Annotated in this window: 16 protein-coding genes; 8 read left to right on the top strand and 8 right to left on the bottom strand. The window is 36.8% G+C overall.

Translation table 11 applies throughout. From position 1 onward, the window contains the following. Positions 1-79: 79 nt before the first annotated feature. The 3 genes from A1704_RS20405 to truA all read right to left on the bottom strand — a co-directional run bounded on the left by A1704_RS20405 (position 80) and on the right by truA (position 3,159). Positions 80-1,837 (bottom strand): ABC transporter ATP-binding protein, encoded by a 1,758-nt coding sequence (locus A1704_RS20405; RefSeq protein ID WP_062675848.1) that lies wholly within the window; start codon positions 1,835-1,837, stop codon positions 80-82. 216 nt (positions 1,838-2,053) lie between these two features. Then, positions 2,054-2,398 (bottom strand): hypothetical protein, encoded by a 345-nt coding sequence (locus A1704_RS20400; protein WP_062675847.1) that lies wholly within the window; start codon positions 2,396-2,398, stop codon positions 2,054-2,056. Positions 2,399-2,427: 29 nt separating this feature from the next. Beyond that, a complete protein-coding gene (gene truA, locus A1704_RS20395; RefSeq protein WP_062675846.1) occupies positions 2,428-3,159 on the bottom strand; it encodes a tRNA pseudouridine(38-40) synthase TruA in 732 nt (243 codons plus the stop codon). A 108-nt stretch (positions 3,160-3,267) separates the two neighbouring features. Here truA and lpxK point away from each other — a divergent pair, with 108 nt between their 5' ends. From lpxK to A1704_RS20365, 6 genes are all read left to right on the top strand, one after another. Continuing rightward, on the top strand, positions 3,268-4,293 hold the full coding sequence (lpxK, locus tag A1704_RS20390) for a tetraacyldisaccharide 4'-kinase (protein WP_062675845.1): 1,026 nt from the start codon (positions 3,268-3,270) through the stop codon (positions 4,291-4,293). Further along, positions 4,277-5,092 (top strand): purine-nucleoside phosphorylase, encoded by an 816-nt coding sequence (locus tag A1704_RS20385; RefSeq protein WP_062675844.1) that lies wholly within the window; start codon positions 4,277-4,279, stop codon positions 5,090-5,092. The genes lpxK and A1704_RS20385 overlap by 17 nt, the downstream gene beginning before the upstream one ends. A gap of 216 nt (positions 5,093-5,308) precedes the next feature. Continuing rightward, positions 5,309-5,824 carry a TlpA family protein disulfide reductase gene (locus A1704_RS20380; protein ID WP_062675843.1) on the top strand — a complete coding sequence of 172 codons (516 nt, stop codon included), beginning with the start codon at positions 5,309-5,311 and terminating at the stop codon, positions 5,822-5,824. A gap of 88 nt (positions 5,825-5,912) precedes the next feature. Next, complete coding sequence (locus tag A1704_RS20375; protein WP_062675842.1) at positions 5,913-6,368, top strand: GNAT family N-acetyltransferase; 456 nt, start codon at positions 5,913-5,915, stop codon at positions 6,366-6,368. A gap of 202 nt (positions 6,369-6,570) precedes the next feature. Then, positions 6,571-7,668 (top strand): DNA polymerase IV, encoded by a 1,098-nt coding sequence (gene dinB / locus A1704_RS20370; protein WP_062675841.1) that lies wholly within the window; start codon positions 6,571-6,573, stop codon positions 7,666-7,668. A gap of 44 nt (positions 7,669-7,712) precedes the next feature. Continuing rightward, the gene (locus tag A1704_RS20365; protein WP_062675840.1) at positions 7,713-9,185 is read left to right on the top strand and encodes an alpha-amylase; all 1,473 of its coding nucleotides are present in this window, start codon (positions 7,713-7,715) and stop codon (positions 9,183-9,185) included. Between the two features lie 58 nt (positions 9,186-9,243). Here A1704_RS20365 and A1704_RS24575 read toward each other — a convergent pair whose 3' ends face one another. The 3 genes from A1704_RS24575 to A1704_RS20355 form a co-directional block, all read right to left on the bottom strand. Next, positions 9,244-9,411 carry a hypothetical protein gene (locus tag A1704_RS24575; RefSeq protein WP_157885789.1) on the bottom strand — a complete coding sequence of 56 codons (168 nt, stop codon included), beginning with the start codon at positions 9,409-9,411 and terminating at the stop codon, positions 9,244-9,246. A 240-nt stretch (positions 9,412-9,651) separates the two neighbouring features. Further along, positions 9,652-10,992, bottom strand: a complete 1,341-nt coding sequence (locus A1704_RS20360; protein WP_062675839.1) for a carboxylesterase family protein — start codon at positions 10,990-10,992, stop codon at positions 9,652-9,654. A 130-nt stretch (positions 10,993-11,122) separates the two neighbouring features. Beyond that, positions 11,123-12,025, bottom strand: coding sequence for a helix-turn-helix domain-containing protein (locus tag A1704_RS20355; protein ID WP_062675838.1), 903 nt, complete (start codon positions 12,023-12,025; stop codon positions 11,123-11,125). A 257-nt stretch (positions 12,026-12,282) separates the two neighbouring features. Here A1704_RS20355 and A1704_RS20350 point away from each other — a divergent pair, with 257 nt between their 5' ends. Then, a complete protein-coding gene (locus tag A1704_RS20350; RefSeq protein ID WP_082798841.1) occupies positions 12,283-13,338 on the top strand; it encodes an NAD(P)-dependent alcohol dehydrogenase in 1,056 nt (351 codons plus the stop codon). A gap of 52 nt (positions 13,339-13,390) precedes the next feature. Here A1704_RS20350 and A1704_RS20345 read toward each other — a convergent pair whose 3' ends face one another. Beyond that, a complete protein-coding gene (locus A1704_RS20345; protein WP_082798840.1) occupies positions 13,391-13,819 on the bottom strand; it encodes a winged helix-turn-helix transcriptional regulator in 429 nt (142 codons plus the stop codon). A gap of 81 nt (positions 13,820-13,900) precedes the next feature. Between A1704_RS20345 and A1704_RS20340 the strand changes: the two genes are divergently transcribed. Further along, the gene (locus A1704_RS20340) at positions 13,901-14,779 is read left to right on the top strand and encodes an NAD(P)H-binding protein (RefSeq protein ID WP_062675837.1); all 879 of its coding nucleotides are present in this window, start codon (positions 13,901-13,903) and stop codon (positions 14,777-14,779) included. Positions 14,780-15,049: 270 nt separating this feature from the next. Here the strand turns inward: A1704_RS20340 and A1704_RS20335 are convergent, their stop codons facing one another. Further along, on the bottom strand, positions 15,050-16,333 hold the full coding sequence (locus tag A1704_RS20335; RefSeq protein ID WP_062675836.1) for an alkaline phosphatase family protein: 1,284 nt from the start codon (positions 16,331-16,333) through the stop codon (positions 15,050-15,052). Positions 16,334-16,395: the final 62 nt, after the last annotated feature.

Here is a 16,395-nt window from a genome sequence, read left to right as displayed (position 1 = left end):
GTTAATTAAATAAAAAAAGAGAGTCATTTCTGGCTCTCTTTTTTGTTTATCTCATTTCAAAGGAATGGTTTCTCTCTGATTATGACTCTTTTTCTTCTTGCATTTCCACTTCATGGCGAAGCTGGGCTTTATAAAGCGTCGCATAATATCCGTTCTTATCCAGAAGTTCAAGATGCTTCCCTTCTTCTACGATTTTACCATGCTCCATTACAATAATCTTATCAGCTTTTTCAATGGTAGAAAGTCTGTGGGCAATAATAATGGAAGTTCTGTTTTTAGTAATTTTTTCCGTTGCTCTCTGAATAAGCTTTTCACTTTCATGATCAATGGAAGACGTAGCTTCATCCAGAATTAAAATTTTCGGATCTGATAAATAGGCTCTCAGAAAAGACAAGAGTTGTCTCTGTCCTAAAGAAATAGACGAACCTCTCTCGCTCACTACATAATCATATCCGCCAGGAAGCTGCTGAATGAAATCATCAACTTCAATTTCTCTGGCTCCTGCTTTTATTTTCTCCAAGGTAATACTGTCGTCCCCAAAAGCAAGGTTTTCAAAAATACTTCCGTGGAAAAGGAATACATCCTGCAATACTACTCCGATATGACTTCTGAGATTATAAAGCTCATAATCTTTTAAATCCACATCATCAATCAGAATATTTCCGGAGTTGATATCATATAATCTTGTAATCAAACTGATAATAGTAGATTTTCCGGCACCTGTTGCTCCTACAATCGCTACAGTTTCTCCCGGGTTTACTTTGAAATCAATTCCTTTCAGCACTTCCTGCTTTTCATCATATGCAAAGTGTACTTTCTGGAATTCAATTTTTCCGGCAAAATGATCTTTCTTCACCGTTCCGTTATTAGGCATTGAGTTTTCCTCATCCATTAATCCCAATACTCTTTCTGCTCCTACAATTCCTCGCTGGATATTATTAAAACGGTCTGCAATCTGTCTCAAAGGACGGATCAGCATTGAAATATACTGGATAAAGGCAATCACCACACCGGCACTGATCGTAATATAGCCTCCGTAGAAAAGGATAAAACCGATGAATAGTGAAGAAATAAGTTCTACTACAGGAAAGAACAGTGAGAAAATAAACACAGTTCTCAGCAATGCTCCCTTCAGCGTAATATTAATATCATCGAACTTTTTGAACTCAGATTCCTGTCTGTTGAAGACCTGAATGATCGACATCCCTGCCAGTCTTTCCTGAACAAATGAGTTTTGATTGGCCGTCCAGTTTCTCTCATCCCCGAAAGCTTTTTTCAGTCTTTTCTGAAAGAATCTTGTAATTACCACCATTAAAGGTAAAATAGCTAACGTAATATAACTCAGGTGAACATTGGTGCTGAACATCATCACCAATACAAACAGAATTCTCAGAATATCTCCGAATACCATCAGGAAACCGTCTGTATATACTGTTGCAATGGTTTCCACATCTCCTACGGCACGCGTCACCAACTGCCCGATAGGTGTTTTGTCAAAAAATGAAGTTTTGAAATAAATCAGTTTAGCATATAAACGCTCTCTGATATCCCTGATCACATTTTGCGAGATAAAATTTGAAAAATAAACCAGGAAAAAGTTTAATACAGTTTCAGCAAACACCAATCCCACAAGGAAGTAGATGTGTTTCATCATCAAAGCTTTATCGTGCAGCTTTGTAATATCATTATCCACCACCTGCATGGTAAGATAAGGTCTGTAAGTAGAAACGATGGAAAGGAATATGGAAATGATAAGGGTAAGGATGAACCAAGAACGAAATTTCATTCCGATAAAGAACAGCCTTTTTATAATTCCCCAGGTATCTTGTTTTTTCATTGTACGAATCGAAAGAAAGAATTAAAATAAAATTCTATGCAAAAATAAGACATTATAATCGGACTGCCTTTACAACTTTTGCAAATCGTCATAGAAAATATCAGATACCTACCATTTACAATATGAATATATTAAACATCATTTTATATCCAATCCAGTACATATTCCACTTTTTTCTCTTATTTCTCAATGCAGGAAAAAGAGACGATGTGATACTTACTGCTGATCAATAGTCTTCCCTATTTCTTCAATTTCGATGGTTTTTGCCGGTCTTTCTTTTATAAACTTATTTTCAAGGAATTTATAAACTCCCCAAACGGCAACAATAGAGATGAGCCAACCTACAATATTCACTCCGGAAAAGCCTGTATAATTTACATTATCTACGGACTCAGGATCTGTTATTCCCAAATACACACCGTAACCCATACCTAATACAATCTGGGTTCCCAGATAAATTCCAATAGCTAAAACACCGTATTGCCATTTTGTTTTTCCAAATCTTTCTGCCAGCTGGGCATAATATCGATAGGCACCGATAAGAATAAAAATTGATAACATGATTATTATTTTGTTTTTAGTTTTTTTATTTAAAATTCATACCCTACATCTACCAGATACAGCCCGTGTCCCGGCGCTGAGGTACCTGCAGCATTGCGGTTTTTGTCTTCAATTACTTTACGAAGATCTTCCGGTTTCAGTTTTCCTGTTCCTATTTCTACCATCGTTCCGACAATTGCGCGAACCATATTCCTCAGAAAACGATTGGCAGAAACGGTAAATTTCAATTCCGTTCCGTTCTGTTCCCACTCTGCTTTATAAATTTTACAGATATTGGTCTTGTTGTCTGTTTTTAACTTGGCAAAACTGGTGAAATCTTCATATTCAAAAAGAATCTTACAGGCCTCATTCATCGCATCCACATCCAGACCTCTTTTCCAGTGCTGCCATGCAGATTCCTGAGTGAAGGGATTTTTTTCCAATGAGATAAAATATTCGTAGGTTCTGTACGTGGCATCAAAACGGGCATGAAAATCATCTTTTACCGGAAAAATTTTTTTAATGGAAATATCAGGAGGAAGAAAACTGTTCAGTCTTCTTACAAGCTGATCATCCAATTCTTTTTCCGTATCAAAATGGGCAAATATTTTTTTAGCATGAACGCCTGTATCGGTTCTTCCTGCTCCTGTAGTTTTTATCTCTTCGCGCAAAATGGTAGACAGCGCTTTTTCCAGTTCTTCCTGCACAGAAATGGCATCCGGCTGTATCTGGTAGCCGAAATAATTCTTTCCGTTGTAAGAAAATTCAATAAAGTATCTCAATGTATTGTAATAACTCCACAAAAATACTTTAATTTAACGAAATATTTGTCGAAAAGTCTTCGAGAATATTACATCAATGCTTATGAAAATTCCTATTTTTGCAATCGTATGAAAAGATGGTACCTTTATCCTTTTTCCCTCGGTTATCATTTGGTAACGGGTATCCGGAACACAATGTATGATCTGGGAGTTTTTAAGTCGACAAAATTCAAGACACCGATAATCAATGTCGGAAACCTTTCTGTGGGCGGAAGCGGGAAGTCACCCATGGTGATGTATCTTGCTCAATTCTTATCCAAACATTACAGAACAGGAGTACTTTCACGTGGTTACGGAAGGCTTACCAAAGGTTATGAAGTAACAAATTACGAAAGCAACTACAAAATGGTGGGTGATGAAGCAATGCAGCTTTTTGAACGTTTTAAAAACCGTTTCGTAATTGCCGTTTCCGAAGAACGTGTTCCCGGAGCCAAAAAAGTAATTGACGATATGGATCTTGAAGTTCTTGTATTGGATGATGCCATGCAGCACAGAGCCATCAAAGCCGGATTCAATATTCTGATGACCGATTTCAGTGATCCTTTTTTCAAGGATTATCTTCTTCCTGCCGGAGATCTTAGAGAATCAAGAGCCGGATATAAAAGGGCCGACATCATTATGGTCAGCAAATGCCCTGATGAACTGACGGAGGAAACAAAAAGGTATTATATATCAAGAATACGACCTTCTTACGGACAGAAAGTATTCTTTTCATCCATCGGTTATGACGAAAATGTCTACGGAAAAGATAAAATGCTTCCGGATAACAACCTGAATTATTATGATATTTTACTGATCACCGGAATTGCCAATCCTAAACCGCTTCTGGAACATCTGGCTAAATTCTCAAAAAGAGTAAAGCATTTAAAATTCAGAGATCATCACAATTTCACGGATGATGATATTAAAAAAATCCTTGCCGAGTATAAAAAATTAGGGGAATATAAACTGATATTAACCACAGAGAAAGACTATGTACGTCTGAAAACTTTTGACTATCTTAGAGAAATTGTTTACTACTGGCCTATCAATGTATTGATTGATAAGAAAGAAGAATTCAATCAAATCATCTTAGATTATGTTAGAAAAAATTAAAGAAACTGCAGATTTTATTAAAAATATTATTCAGGAAACCCCTGATTTTGCAGTTGTTTTAGGATCCGGACTTGGTAAATTACAAAATGAAATAGAACCGATCCATGTTTTAGAGTACAAAGACATTCCTCATTTTCCACAGACTACAGTGGCCGGACATACCGGAAAACTGATTTACGGAATTCTGGAAGGGAAAAAAGTACTGATGATGAGCGGACGTTTCCATTATTATGAGGGACATTCTATGGAAACGGTGACATTCCCCATAAGAGTTTTTCATTTGCTGGGAATTCAAAACCTTATTCTTTCCAATGCCTGTGGTGGTGTAAACCCAGCTTACAATGTTGCAGACATCGTTATTCTGAAAGATCATATCAACATGATGCCTGAGCATCCTTTACGTGGAAAAAATATAGATGAGCTCGGACCTCGTTTTGTAGATATGAGCGAACCTTACAACAAAAAAATGATTGCCACAGCGGAACAGGCTGCTGCCGACCACCAGATTAAAATTCATCAGGGAGTTTATGTAGCGCTACAAGGACCAACTTTTGAAACTCCTGCCGAATATGGAATGATTAAAGCCATCGGCGGTGATATGGTAGGAATGAGTACCGTTCCCGAAGTTATTGTTGCCAGACATATGGAAATGGATGTTTTCTGTATCTCTGTGATCACGGATCTTGGCGGGCCGGATATAGCTTTTGCCGTTTCTCACGAAGAGGTTCTGAATGCAGCCAACAAAGCAATGCCCAACGTAATTGCCGTTGTGAAAGGCTTGATTAAAAACTATCAGTAAAAAACTTCAATCAGAAATATTACAACTGAAGGCGTAACATTCCCCTCCCACGCAGGGTTGGCAAAAATTTAAAGAATTTTTGACGGGGTGGTTTTCATACTCCCACTCTCCCATCCCATAGAATCCATCAATATTATAAATTTTTCCTAATTCCAGGAGAAATCAATATCAGATTGCAATTCATTGTTTAGATTTGTACAAATGAAATTGTACGAGATGAGAAAGTTGATACTAATTTTTATGATAGGTATTTTTGGAATAAGCTATTCACAAAAAGTGCCTGCCGTCCTTAAAACGGGATTTTCAAAAGAAGCTTTACAGCAGAAACTGGAAGATGAAAATGGAAAAACCATTACCATCAAACAGATTTTGGCTCAGCATAAAGGAAAAGTTTTAGTGATTGATTTTTGGGCAGGATGGTGTAGAGATTGCTTAAATGCACTTCCAAAAGCCAAAGAATTAGAAGAAAATAATAAGAATATTGATTTTGTATTTCTGTCATTGGACCGTTCAAAAGAAGGGTTTGAAAAAAGTCTGGAAAGATTTGATATGAAAGACAAAGAAAACTATTGGTTTTCTACAGGCTGGAAGAACGATTTCAATAATTATGTAGATCTAAACTGGATCCCGAGATATATGGTGATTGATCAGAAATCTTCCATTGCAAAATATTATGCAATATCTCCTGAAGACCCTGAACTTCAACAAACCATAGACAAGCTTTTAAAATAATTATTATTTATCTAATCCGAAAAAACATAAAAAACTCATTGAAAACCAAAAACTTTCAGTGGGTTTCAAATTTTATACCCATAGCACCATGATTACAAGAGAAGCCACAGAACAGGATTTAGCAATCCTTTTAGAATTTGAACAGGGAGTTGTTACTGCCGAAAGACCGTTCAACAGCACATTGATTGAAGGAGAGATTCATTATTATGATTTAAAACATCTCATACAATCTCCCGAAGCAACCGTAATTGTTGCCGAAGAAAATAATGAAATCATTGCATCAGGATATGCTCTGATTAAGAAAGCGGCAAAAGATTATTATCAGTTTAAAGAATATGCCTATCTCGGTTTTATGTATGTAAAGCCCCAACACAGGGGAAAAGGAATCAATAAAGTCATTACTGATGAACTCATTTCCTGGTCAAAATCACAGGGAATCAATGAGGTAAGACTTGATGTGTATGCACAAAATGAATCTGCCATAAAAGCGTATGAAAAGGCAGGTTTTGAACCTCATCTTCTTACCATGAGACTGAAGGCTTAAAAGGCGGAAGAAAGAAGATGGGAAATGGAAGTAATCTTAGTACGTTGAATAATCTGTTATTTTTTTAAATTAATTTTCAATAAACAGGTCATCAATTTCCATATCATACTTATTAACCTCCGGCCTCCTGCTACAAACTTTTATAAAAAACTTACCTTCTACAAAAAATTTACCGTCAATAAAGGAATCCATATCTTTGTATATGGATTTTTCTTTGCCTCTTCGTAAAATTATTCATGTGGATATGGATGCATTCTATGCTTCTGTGGAGCAACATGATAATCCCACACTGAAAGGCAAGCCCATCGCCGTAGGAGGACAACACCGTGGTGTAGTGGCAGCCGCAAGCTATGAAGCCAGAAAATTTGGTGTTCGTTCTGCAATGCCCAGCAAAACAGCCAAAGAAAAATGTCCGCAGCTTATTTTTGTTCCTCCCCGATTTGCCCGATACAAAGAGATCTCCAAAAAAATCCGGGAAATTTTCTATGAATATACTGATCTGGTAGAACCTCTGTCTCTGGATGAAGCTTATCTGGATGTCACCGAAAATAAAAAAGGTATGGAATCTGCGAATCTGATCGCCAAAGAAATCCGTCAGAAAATTTTTGAACAGACCGGATTAACAGCTTCTGCAGGAATTTCCGTCAATAAGTTTTTAGCTAAAGTAGCTTCCGACATTAATAAACCGAACGGCCAGAAAACCATTCATCCTGATAAAATGGAGCATTTTCTGGAAGAGCTGCCTGTAGAAAAATTTTACGGCGTTGGAAAGGTTACGGCTAACAAAATGTTTAGTTTAGGAATTTACAAAGGAAAAGATTTAAAAAAGAGATCACTTGAAGATCTGATAAGACTTTTTGGAAAATCCGGCCAGCACTATTATAATGTGGTTCGCGGAATTCATACTTCTGAAGTAAAACCTCATCGGATTCAGAAAAGTGTGGCTGTAGAAAGAACTTTTTTTGAAGATCTACTGGATGAACAACAGATCAATGAAAAACTGGAAAGTCTTGCAGAAGAAATTCATCAAAGGCTACAGAAAAATAATATTCTGGGTAGAACTTTAACGTTAAAAATAAAATACAAAGATTTCTCTCTTTTCACAAGAAGCATCACAAAGGAAGATTATTTTTCATCACCGGAACAGTATTATAACACCGGAAAAAAACTTTGGGAACTTCGTCCTTTTGATAAAGCTGTGCGTTTGCTCGGATTATCTCTCTCTCACCTGAATACAGAAGAAAAAAAGCAGGTTTCGGTTCAACTAAAAATTCCGTTTGAAGAATTTGAAAATGATTAAATCATATTTTTTTGCTACCTTGTATCAACCAAATCAGCAAATTTATGAACCCAACCATGATCCAGTTTTTCCACTGGTATTCTGAAGGAGACGGAAAATTGTGGAAAGAAGCCGAAAAACAGGCCGGATATTTAGCAAAACTTGGAATTACTTCTGTATGGTTTCCTCCTGCCTACAAAGGGACAAATGGCGGCTATTCCATCGGTTATGATGCCTACGACCTGTATGATCTCGGAGAATTTGATCAAAAGGGAACTCTTCCTACCAAATATGGTACTAAAAAAGATTACACAAAAGCCATTAAAGCCTTAAAGAAGCAAAATATACAGATCATTGTAGATATTGTTCTGGGACATAAAGCCGGAGGTGATGAGCTGGAGAAATTCAAGGTTGTCAAAGTAGATGAGGAAAACAGGGAAAAGGTGATTTCCGAAGTGATCGAAATAGAATCTTACACGAAATTTACCTTTCCGGGAAGAGGAAAAAAATATTCAGATTTTGAGTGGAATTTCACCTGTTTCAGTGGTGTAGATTATGCTGAAGGGATGGATTCCCATATCTTCAAAATACAGTCAGAATACGGAAACGACTGGGAGGAAATGATTGATGATGAAAAAGGGAATTACGACTACCTGATGTATAATGACATTGAGCACCGGAATCCTTTTGTACGGGAAGAGCTTAATACCTGGGCAAAATGGTATTTTGATCAGACCGATTTTGATGGGGTAAGGCTTGATGCTTTAAAACATATTTCTTTTGATTTTTATAAAGAATGGCTCACACTGCTCCGTTCCAATTCCGGAAAAGATATTTTTGCTGTAGGAGAATACTGGGCTCCGGGATATCTTCATCTTCTTCAAAAGTATATTGAGGTCACGGAAGGCTGCATGAGTCTTTTCGACAGTTCTTTGCAAAATAACTTTCATACAGCTTCCAGAGAAGGTGATTCTTATGATCTCCGAAGAATTTTCGATGAAACTCTTACTCAGGCAGATCCTATGCATTCTGTAAGTTTAGTAGCCAATCATGACACTCAGCCATTACAGGATCTTGAAGCTCCCGTAGAACCTTGGTTCAAGCCAATTGCCTATGCCCTTATTTTATTGAGAAAAGACGGTTATCCCTGTGTATTTTACCCCGATCTTTATGGTGCTCATTATGTGGACAAAGACAGAGAAGGTAATGATCAGGAAATATTTATGCCAAAAGTAGATGGTATTGAAGAGCTATTAAAAGCGAGGAAGGATCATGCTTACGGTGAGCAGCATGATTATTTTGAAGATGCCAACTGTCTTGGCTGGGTACGTACAGGAGATGATGAACATACCGGATGTGTCGTAGTTTTAAGTAATAAGGATGCTTACAATAAGCCTATGGAAGTGGGAACGCTTTACGCTGGGAAAAAATTTAAAGATATTTTGAAACGATTCAAAGAGAAAGTAATGATTGATGAAAACGGCTGGGGAGATTTTCCTGCTCCGGCAGGAAATGTGAGTGTCTGGATTCCTGAATAAGATTAATTTATAAGAAACCCCTGTCAAGGCTTGGAACGTTGACAGGGGTCTTTAAGATTTAGCAGTAAATATATCTACAATTCCAAACATCTATAGCCCATTCACAGCATTGTCCATCTTCGTTGGAAGTACAGCATACTTTTCCCCAATTTAAATCTCCGGCTTTTAAACTCTTTAATTCCTGACGGTTCAATTTTTTTACTTTGATTTCTTTGTACGTTTTCATAATTGTTATTTTTTATGGTTTAGTTATTAAATATACATTAAAAATCACAATTATGAATAAACATTCAATACCAACTACTTGATTAAGTATATATAATATTAATTATTAAAGATAAATTTTGAGAATATGATGAAACACCCCGGCAAAAGATCAAAGAATTTTTGCCACCATTCCAAGGGAGCGGAATTCTTACGTCTCCAGTTGGGATATTTGTTAAGATTAGATGAGCTTGATCTCTACTTACACTTTTCGGAGTTCAAGGATTTCCGGTCTTTCGGAGGTATCTGATGTTTTTCCGGTGCGGGCAAATTCAGCCCAGAGCGCTCTCAGTTTTTTACCATTTTCATGAATACGGCTCCATGGAATATCTTTCAGCAATTCGGAAGATTTCCAGGCTGATTCATTCCCGAAAATTAAAGGAAGATCAATACAATGCGGTGCTCCGATATGATTGTCTTTCAGTTTTGAATGAATTCTGAATAGATAGACATTTCCACCGGCATCCGCCAGATTCCGGGCAAACTGTCTTGCCGGATTTCCATAGATCAATGCTGTAGTTTTTTCAACCGTTTTATCCATGATTTTTAAACCTAATCCCTTTCCGAAATATTTATTTAAAGCTTCTGAGGTTTTAAGATAGAATGCCGTTTCATCATTATTTAAACCAATCAGGACATCAAATTTCTGAGCATTTTTTTTCCACATTTCCACAGAATCTTCTTCTTTACACAAAGGAAAATGTCCGTATTGAGTTCCGAAAGGCATCGCAGCTTTCAAACCGTATTTTATTACGGAAGGCACAAATGCTTTGTACTCATCCATCATTTTTAAAACATCGGTTTCCTCTTTCAGCACTTCTGTTTTTTTCAGAAATTCTGCAGACATTTTTTGTCTTTTATGACGTAATCCTAATGGAGCACTCTGGATGATCAAGCGCTGGAACAAATCCTCCACTCCTTCTGATATCATTAAATGGGCAATAGCATCACCTCCCGAAGACTGCCCGAGAAGGGTGATATTTTTTTCATCACCTCCCAGATCTGCAATATTGTTTTTAATCCACTTTAAGGCTTCAATGATATCCAGCAATCCAAGATTGGCAGGCCTTTTTTCATCACCACCTAAAAAACCAAATAATCCTAAGCGATAGGAAACGGTAACTACAATAATATGTTGCTCTTTCACCCATTCTGCAGGATCAGCAGTGGCCAGATCTCCACAGCCTATTTCATGAGAGCCTCCATGGATCCAGACAACAACAGAGAGTTTTTCATTTTCAGATATAATTTGCGGCCGGGTTATGGAAAGATACTGGTTAGATTCATCTGCTTCAAAACTTTCAACAGGTGTCGCTCCGATCATTTTTTCCACAAGCGGACTTAAAGCCTGCGGGCACACCGGAGTTTTTCCCGGAGAAATAATGATTGAAGATAAAGAAGCTTCTACGGCGACTGGTTTTTTAAATCTTTCAGAATAGGCGTACCGGATACTTTTAATCCTTATAATTCCTTGTTCATTTAGTGCTGTAATTCTCCCGAATCTGGTATTAAAAACAGTAGTGTCTTGGTGATTTGGTGTCATCTTAAAACTGTGAAAACTTTTCTCTTTAAATTTAATTATTTAAACACAAATTTCACAAATGAGTACATAAATATTCACTATTAATTATGGTATCATTGGTGAAAAGATTAGTGTTATTCGTGTTAAAAAACTAGTTGAGGGTTTTATATTCGCTGGGAGAAATTCCTACTTTGGTTTTGAACAGCCTTGTAAAATGCTGTGGATATTTAAAGCCCAGATCATAAGAAATTTCACTGATTGTTTTTGCCTGATACAGAATCTGTTCTTTGGCAATATCAATAAGTTTATTGTGGATAAATTCCTGTGCGGAAATTCCCAGTTCTTTTTTTATCAGATCTCCGAAATAATTGGCAGAAAGATTTAGCTTTTCCGCAAAATAGTTCACCATAGGAAAACCTATATTCTTCGGATTTTCAGATTTTAAATAATCATCTACCAGATTTTCAAATTTACCTATGACACCCTGATTGATATGATCTCTTGTAATAAACTGACGGTCATAGAAACGCATACAGTAGTTCAGAAAGAGTTCAATATTATTAACAATTAAAGATTTACTGTGTTTATCAATAGACTGTTCCAGTTCCAGTTTAATATTTTTAAAGCAATCCAATACTACTTCTCTTTCTTTTTCTGACAGGTGAAGGGCTTCATGTACATCATAGGAGAAAAAAGAATAATCTTTCATATTCTTTCCTAGATTGGTTCCTTTTATTAAATCCGGATGAAAAATCAGGGCAAAACCTGCAGGCTGAACAAATCTGTCTTTATTATAAATTCCATACGTCTGGCCGGGAGCAATAAAAACTAATGTTCCTTCCTGATAATCGTAGCTGTGTTTTCCGTATTGCATATCACCACACATGACGTCTTTCAGAAAAACGGTATAAAATCCAAATTTTCTTCTATACTGACAAATAGGATCAGACTTGGAAAAATCAATGATACTTACCAGCGGATGCAGGGTTTCATGATTCGCCATTTTATTATACTCTGAGACCGTGTTATAAATTTCAACCTCCTGATTTTCCATGAAGTATATTTTTATTGCTATTCAAAATTACCACTTTCATTTGTAACTGAAATGGTGCCTGTAAAATTGGTAAGTAATTCGGTAATCTGTATAAGTTTTGTTTACAGGAAAGTTTCGACTTTTGTATCGTTATAGAAACTTTTAATACGGACATTCCTCAAAAAGGGAAAAGCTTTTTCAGATGAGTTCTGTTAAGGAACAGCATAGGTTCATATTGAATATCATAATTTATAACCCTAAATAAACTAAATATAAAAATGAGTACAATCACAGTAAAAGCTTATGGTGCAGCGTCTACCACAGCAGATCTGAAAGAAATGAATATTGAAAGAAGAGAGGTAACCGCAAAAGATGTAGAGATTGAAATTCTATATTGTGGAGTATGCCACTCTGACCTTCATACCGCAAGAAACGACTGGGGTGGATCTTTGTATCCTGTAGTTCCGGGACATGAAATTGTAGGAAGAATTACCAAAGTAGGAAGTGAGGTTTCCAAATTTAAAGCGGGAGATCTGGCAGCAGTAGGATGCATGGTGGATTCATGCGGACATTGTGACAGTTGTCAGCACGATCTGGAGCAATATTGCCAGAATGGATTTACAGGGACTTATAACGGAAAAGATAAGCACCTTGGAGGTCATACTTTTGGAGGATATTCTCAAAAAGTAGTTGTTGATGAACATTTTGTTTTAAGTGTTCCTGAAAATTTAGATCTGGCAGCAGTAGCACCCCTTCTGTGCGCAGGAATTACCACATGGTCACCGTTAAGACACTGGAACACTGGTCCGGGTTCAAAAGTAGCCGTTGTAGGATTAGGCGGTTTAGGTCATATGGCTATTAAACTAGCAAAAGGACTGGGAGCAGAAGTTACTTTATTCTCAAGAACTCCGGGAAAAACGGATGATGCGAAACAACTTGGAGCAGATCACGTTGTAATCTCTACGGATGATTCCCAAATGGATGCTGTAAAAGGTAAATTTGACCTTATCATCGATACGGTACCTTACGAACATGACATCAATCCTTATATGCAGACTCTTTCTCTGAACGGAACTCTGGTTCTTGTAGGATTCGTTGGTGAATTCCAGGAAACGCAGGTAAGTACAAGACCTATGATCTTCCAACGCCGTTCTGTAGCAGGATCTTTGATCGGAGGTATTGCAGAAACCCAGGAACTGTTAGATTTCTGTGGAAAACATAATATCGTATCTGATATCGAGCTGATTAAAATGCAGGATATCAACAATGCATATGAAAGAATGCTTAAAAGCGATGTAAAATACCGTTTCGTTATTGATATGCAGTCTTTATAATTCTTCTATAAAATAGTAACAGAAACAGGTTCTTCAGATTGAAGAGCCTGTTTTATTTTTTCAGGTTTTGGCTAAAAGCATTTTGATCCTGATTCGTTATATATCTGTTTCCTTCAGCACATTTATTATCATTTCTTTCCATATCCTGAAAAGCCCATGCTGCCATTGCATCAATCACTGGAGCCAGTTCATTCCCTGCTTCACTCAGTTTATAGGTCACATGAGGTGGCACTACAGGTTTTGCTGTTCTGATAATGAGTCCGTCTGTTTCAAGCTGCTTCAGATGCTGGATAAGCATTTTTTCTGTTACGGCAGGAATTGCTTTTTTCAATTCACTGTATCTTTTTTCTCCTGTGGAAAGATTAAACAGGATAATCGGTTTCCAGAATCCTCCAATTCTTTCCATAACGTACATTACAGGACAATCCTGCACTGTTTTTTTATTCTCCTGAATGGTTGAACTTTCTTTAATCGCTGTCATATCTACATACTTTAGGGTAAGTACTTGTATAAAAGTAAGTACAAATATAACTTTGTTCTCAGAAATAAAAAATATTTACATATGAAAATTATAATCACAGGATCACTAGGAAATGTAGCTAAACCATTAGCACAAAAGTTAATTGCCGACGGGCACAATATTACCATAGTAAGCAGCAGCGATGCCAGAAAACAGGATATTGAATCTCTGGGTGCAACTCCGGCCATTGGGTCTATCACAGACGTTGATTTTTTAACGCAAACATTTGATGGAGCGGATGCAGTTTTTGTGATGACCCCTCCAGCGATCAGCCCGGATAAAATTGTGGAAAACACGACCAATGCAGGAAAAAATTATGCTGAAGCTTTGAAAAATACGAATGTAAAAAGAGCCGTCATGTTAAGCAGTGTAGGTGCAGAATCTCCGGTAGAAAACGGTCCTATTGCGGGTCTTCACAATATTGAAAAAATATACAATGAAGTAGAAAACACTTCTTTTACTTTTTTAAGAGCCGGATATTTTTACAATAATTTTTTCAATGATATTCCTTTGATTCAAAATGCAGGAATCATTGGAGGAAATTATCCTGCAGATATTGAAGTACCTGTAGTACATCCCAATGATATCGCCAACGCTGCCGCTGAAGAATTGGTAAAAGATGAAAAAGCTAACAACATCAGATATATTGTAAGTGATGTAAGAAAAGCTTCTGACTTTGCAAAGGTTCTGGGAACATCTGTTAATAAACCTGAACTTCCATGGGTAGAATTCTCTGATGAAGATTCTTTAAACGGAATGCTTCAGGCGGGATTACCTGAAGATATGGCTAATTTGTATGTTGAAATGGGAAGAGGAATAAGAACCGGTGTTGTACAGAAAGATTTTATTGATCATGGTTCCCCGGTTACAGGAAGTGTTAAATTAGAAGATTTTGCAAAGGAGTTTGCTTCTCAATTTTAATTTCTTTTGTCTTGAAACAAAAGAAACAAAAGTTCAAGACTGGAATTAAAATGCTAAAAATAATTTTTGTTCTCTAAAAATTCTAAACTCGCGCGGTTTCACTATTAATTTAGTATCGAATTTAATTCCCGCGCTTCAAACAGTAGAATTTTCTTAACGCTCACAAAACTTATTTTTTTAACGCTTTTAATTCCTATGTCAATTTATAAAACAAGATTCGGCGCACCAAAGGTGCGCCGAATCTTGTTTTATAATATCTTTAAATCAATACTATTTTTTCTTTTTTAAAGTTCTTTTTAAAACTTTCAGTTTCCCGTCAATAGGCTGATCAATTTTTAATCCTAAAACCTCAGCCACCAAAGGATAAACATTGATATTCGCAAATTCATCAATCACCAGATTGTTTTTAAATTCCGGTCCCCAGGCAAAAAAAGTAGCTTTCATTTCCGGTACCACTTTAGGATTATAACCATGTTTCCCCACTGATGTTTTCTTACCTTTTTCCAGGAAAATCTTTGGTGCTTTCGGAATCAGAAGAATCTGCCCTATTCTGTTGTACTGGTCATCTCTTGTAGCGAAATGCAGGTATCTGGGAAGTTTTTTATCAAGATATACTTCGTAGTCGTATGTTTTATTGGCTTTCAGTTGTTTATAAACCGCTTTTACCTCATCAGGGTTTTTAACATAAACTCTTAACAAAGTCTGAGAATTGTAAAAATCAAATCTGTTTTTATCAACAAGAAGAGCCGGAATTTCCAACGGTGTACCTCCATCTACTTTAATCATTCCGTGATCGGAAACAAAAACAAAGTTGACATTTTTTAATCCTAAACCATTTACTTTCTGAACAAGATCACCAATAGCCTGATCTATAAGATGAACAGCAGTTTCCGTTTCTTTGGTATCCGGACCATAATGATGTCCGCTTCCATCTACTTCCGGGAAATATAATGAAATGAAGTGTGGTCTTTTATCTTCCGGTAATTTCAGCCAGTTGACTACTTTTTCTACTTTTTCTGAAGGGGTAAATTTTTCGTGATAAGGATAATAATAAGTAGGTCGCATTCCTCCGGCGTCACTCGCAGATCCTACCCACATTAAAGAGGCCGACACCATTCCCTGTTTTTCAGCAAGCCCCCAAAGCGGAGTTCCTCCATACCAGCTTCCGTCCTCAGCATTTTTCTTACTGCTCATCGCATAGCCTTCTTTTCTCTTGTAATCGTAGAAAAAGTTATCAATCAAACCATGATGAGAAGGATAAAGCCCTGTGATAAGACTCCAGTGGTTGGGGAAAGTAATACTTGGATAGCTTGGAATCATTGCTTCAGCCTTTACACCGCCATTAGCCAGTTTTAAAAGATTTTCAGCATTATATTTCTTAGCATAATCATAACGGAAACCATCCGTTGATATCATAATCACATAAGGTTTCGACTGTGCTTCAGTACTGTTTTGTCTTCCTGGTATTACAACCTGGGCAGTATCAATATTGGCCTGCTGGGCAAAAGCCGTAAAGGAAATGAGCAGCAGTAAAAAATGGATTCCTCGCTTCATTATTTTAAAAATTTTCGGCAAAGTTACATCCTATCCTTCTCCCTGAAAAGTTTAAGAGATTA

The organism is Chryseobacterium cucumeris, assembly GCF_001593385.1.
GTDB lineage: Bacteria > Bacteroidota > Bacteroidia > Flavobacteriales > Weeksellaceae > Chryseobacterium > Chryseobacterium cucumeris.
Note: the sequence above shows the minus strand (reverse complement) of the source record. Positions and strands in the feature narration are given on the sequence as shown.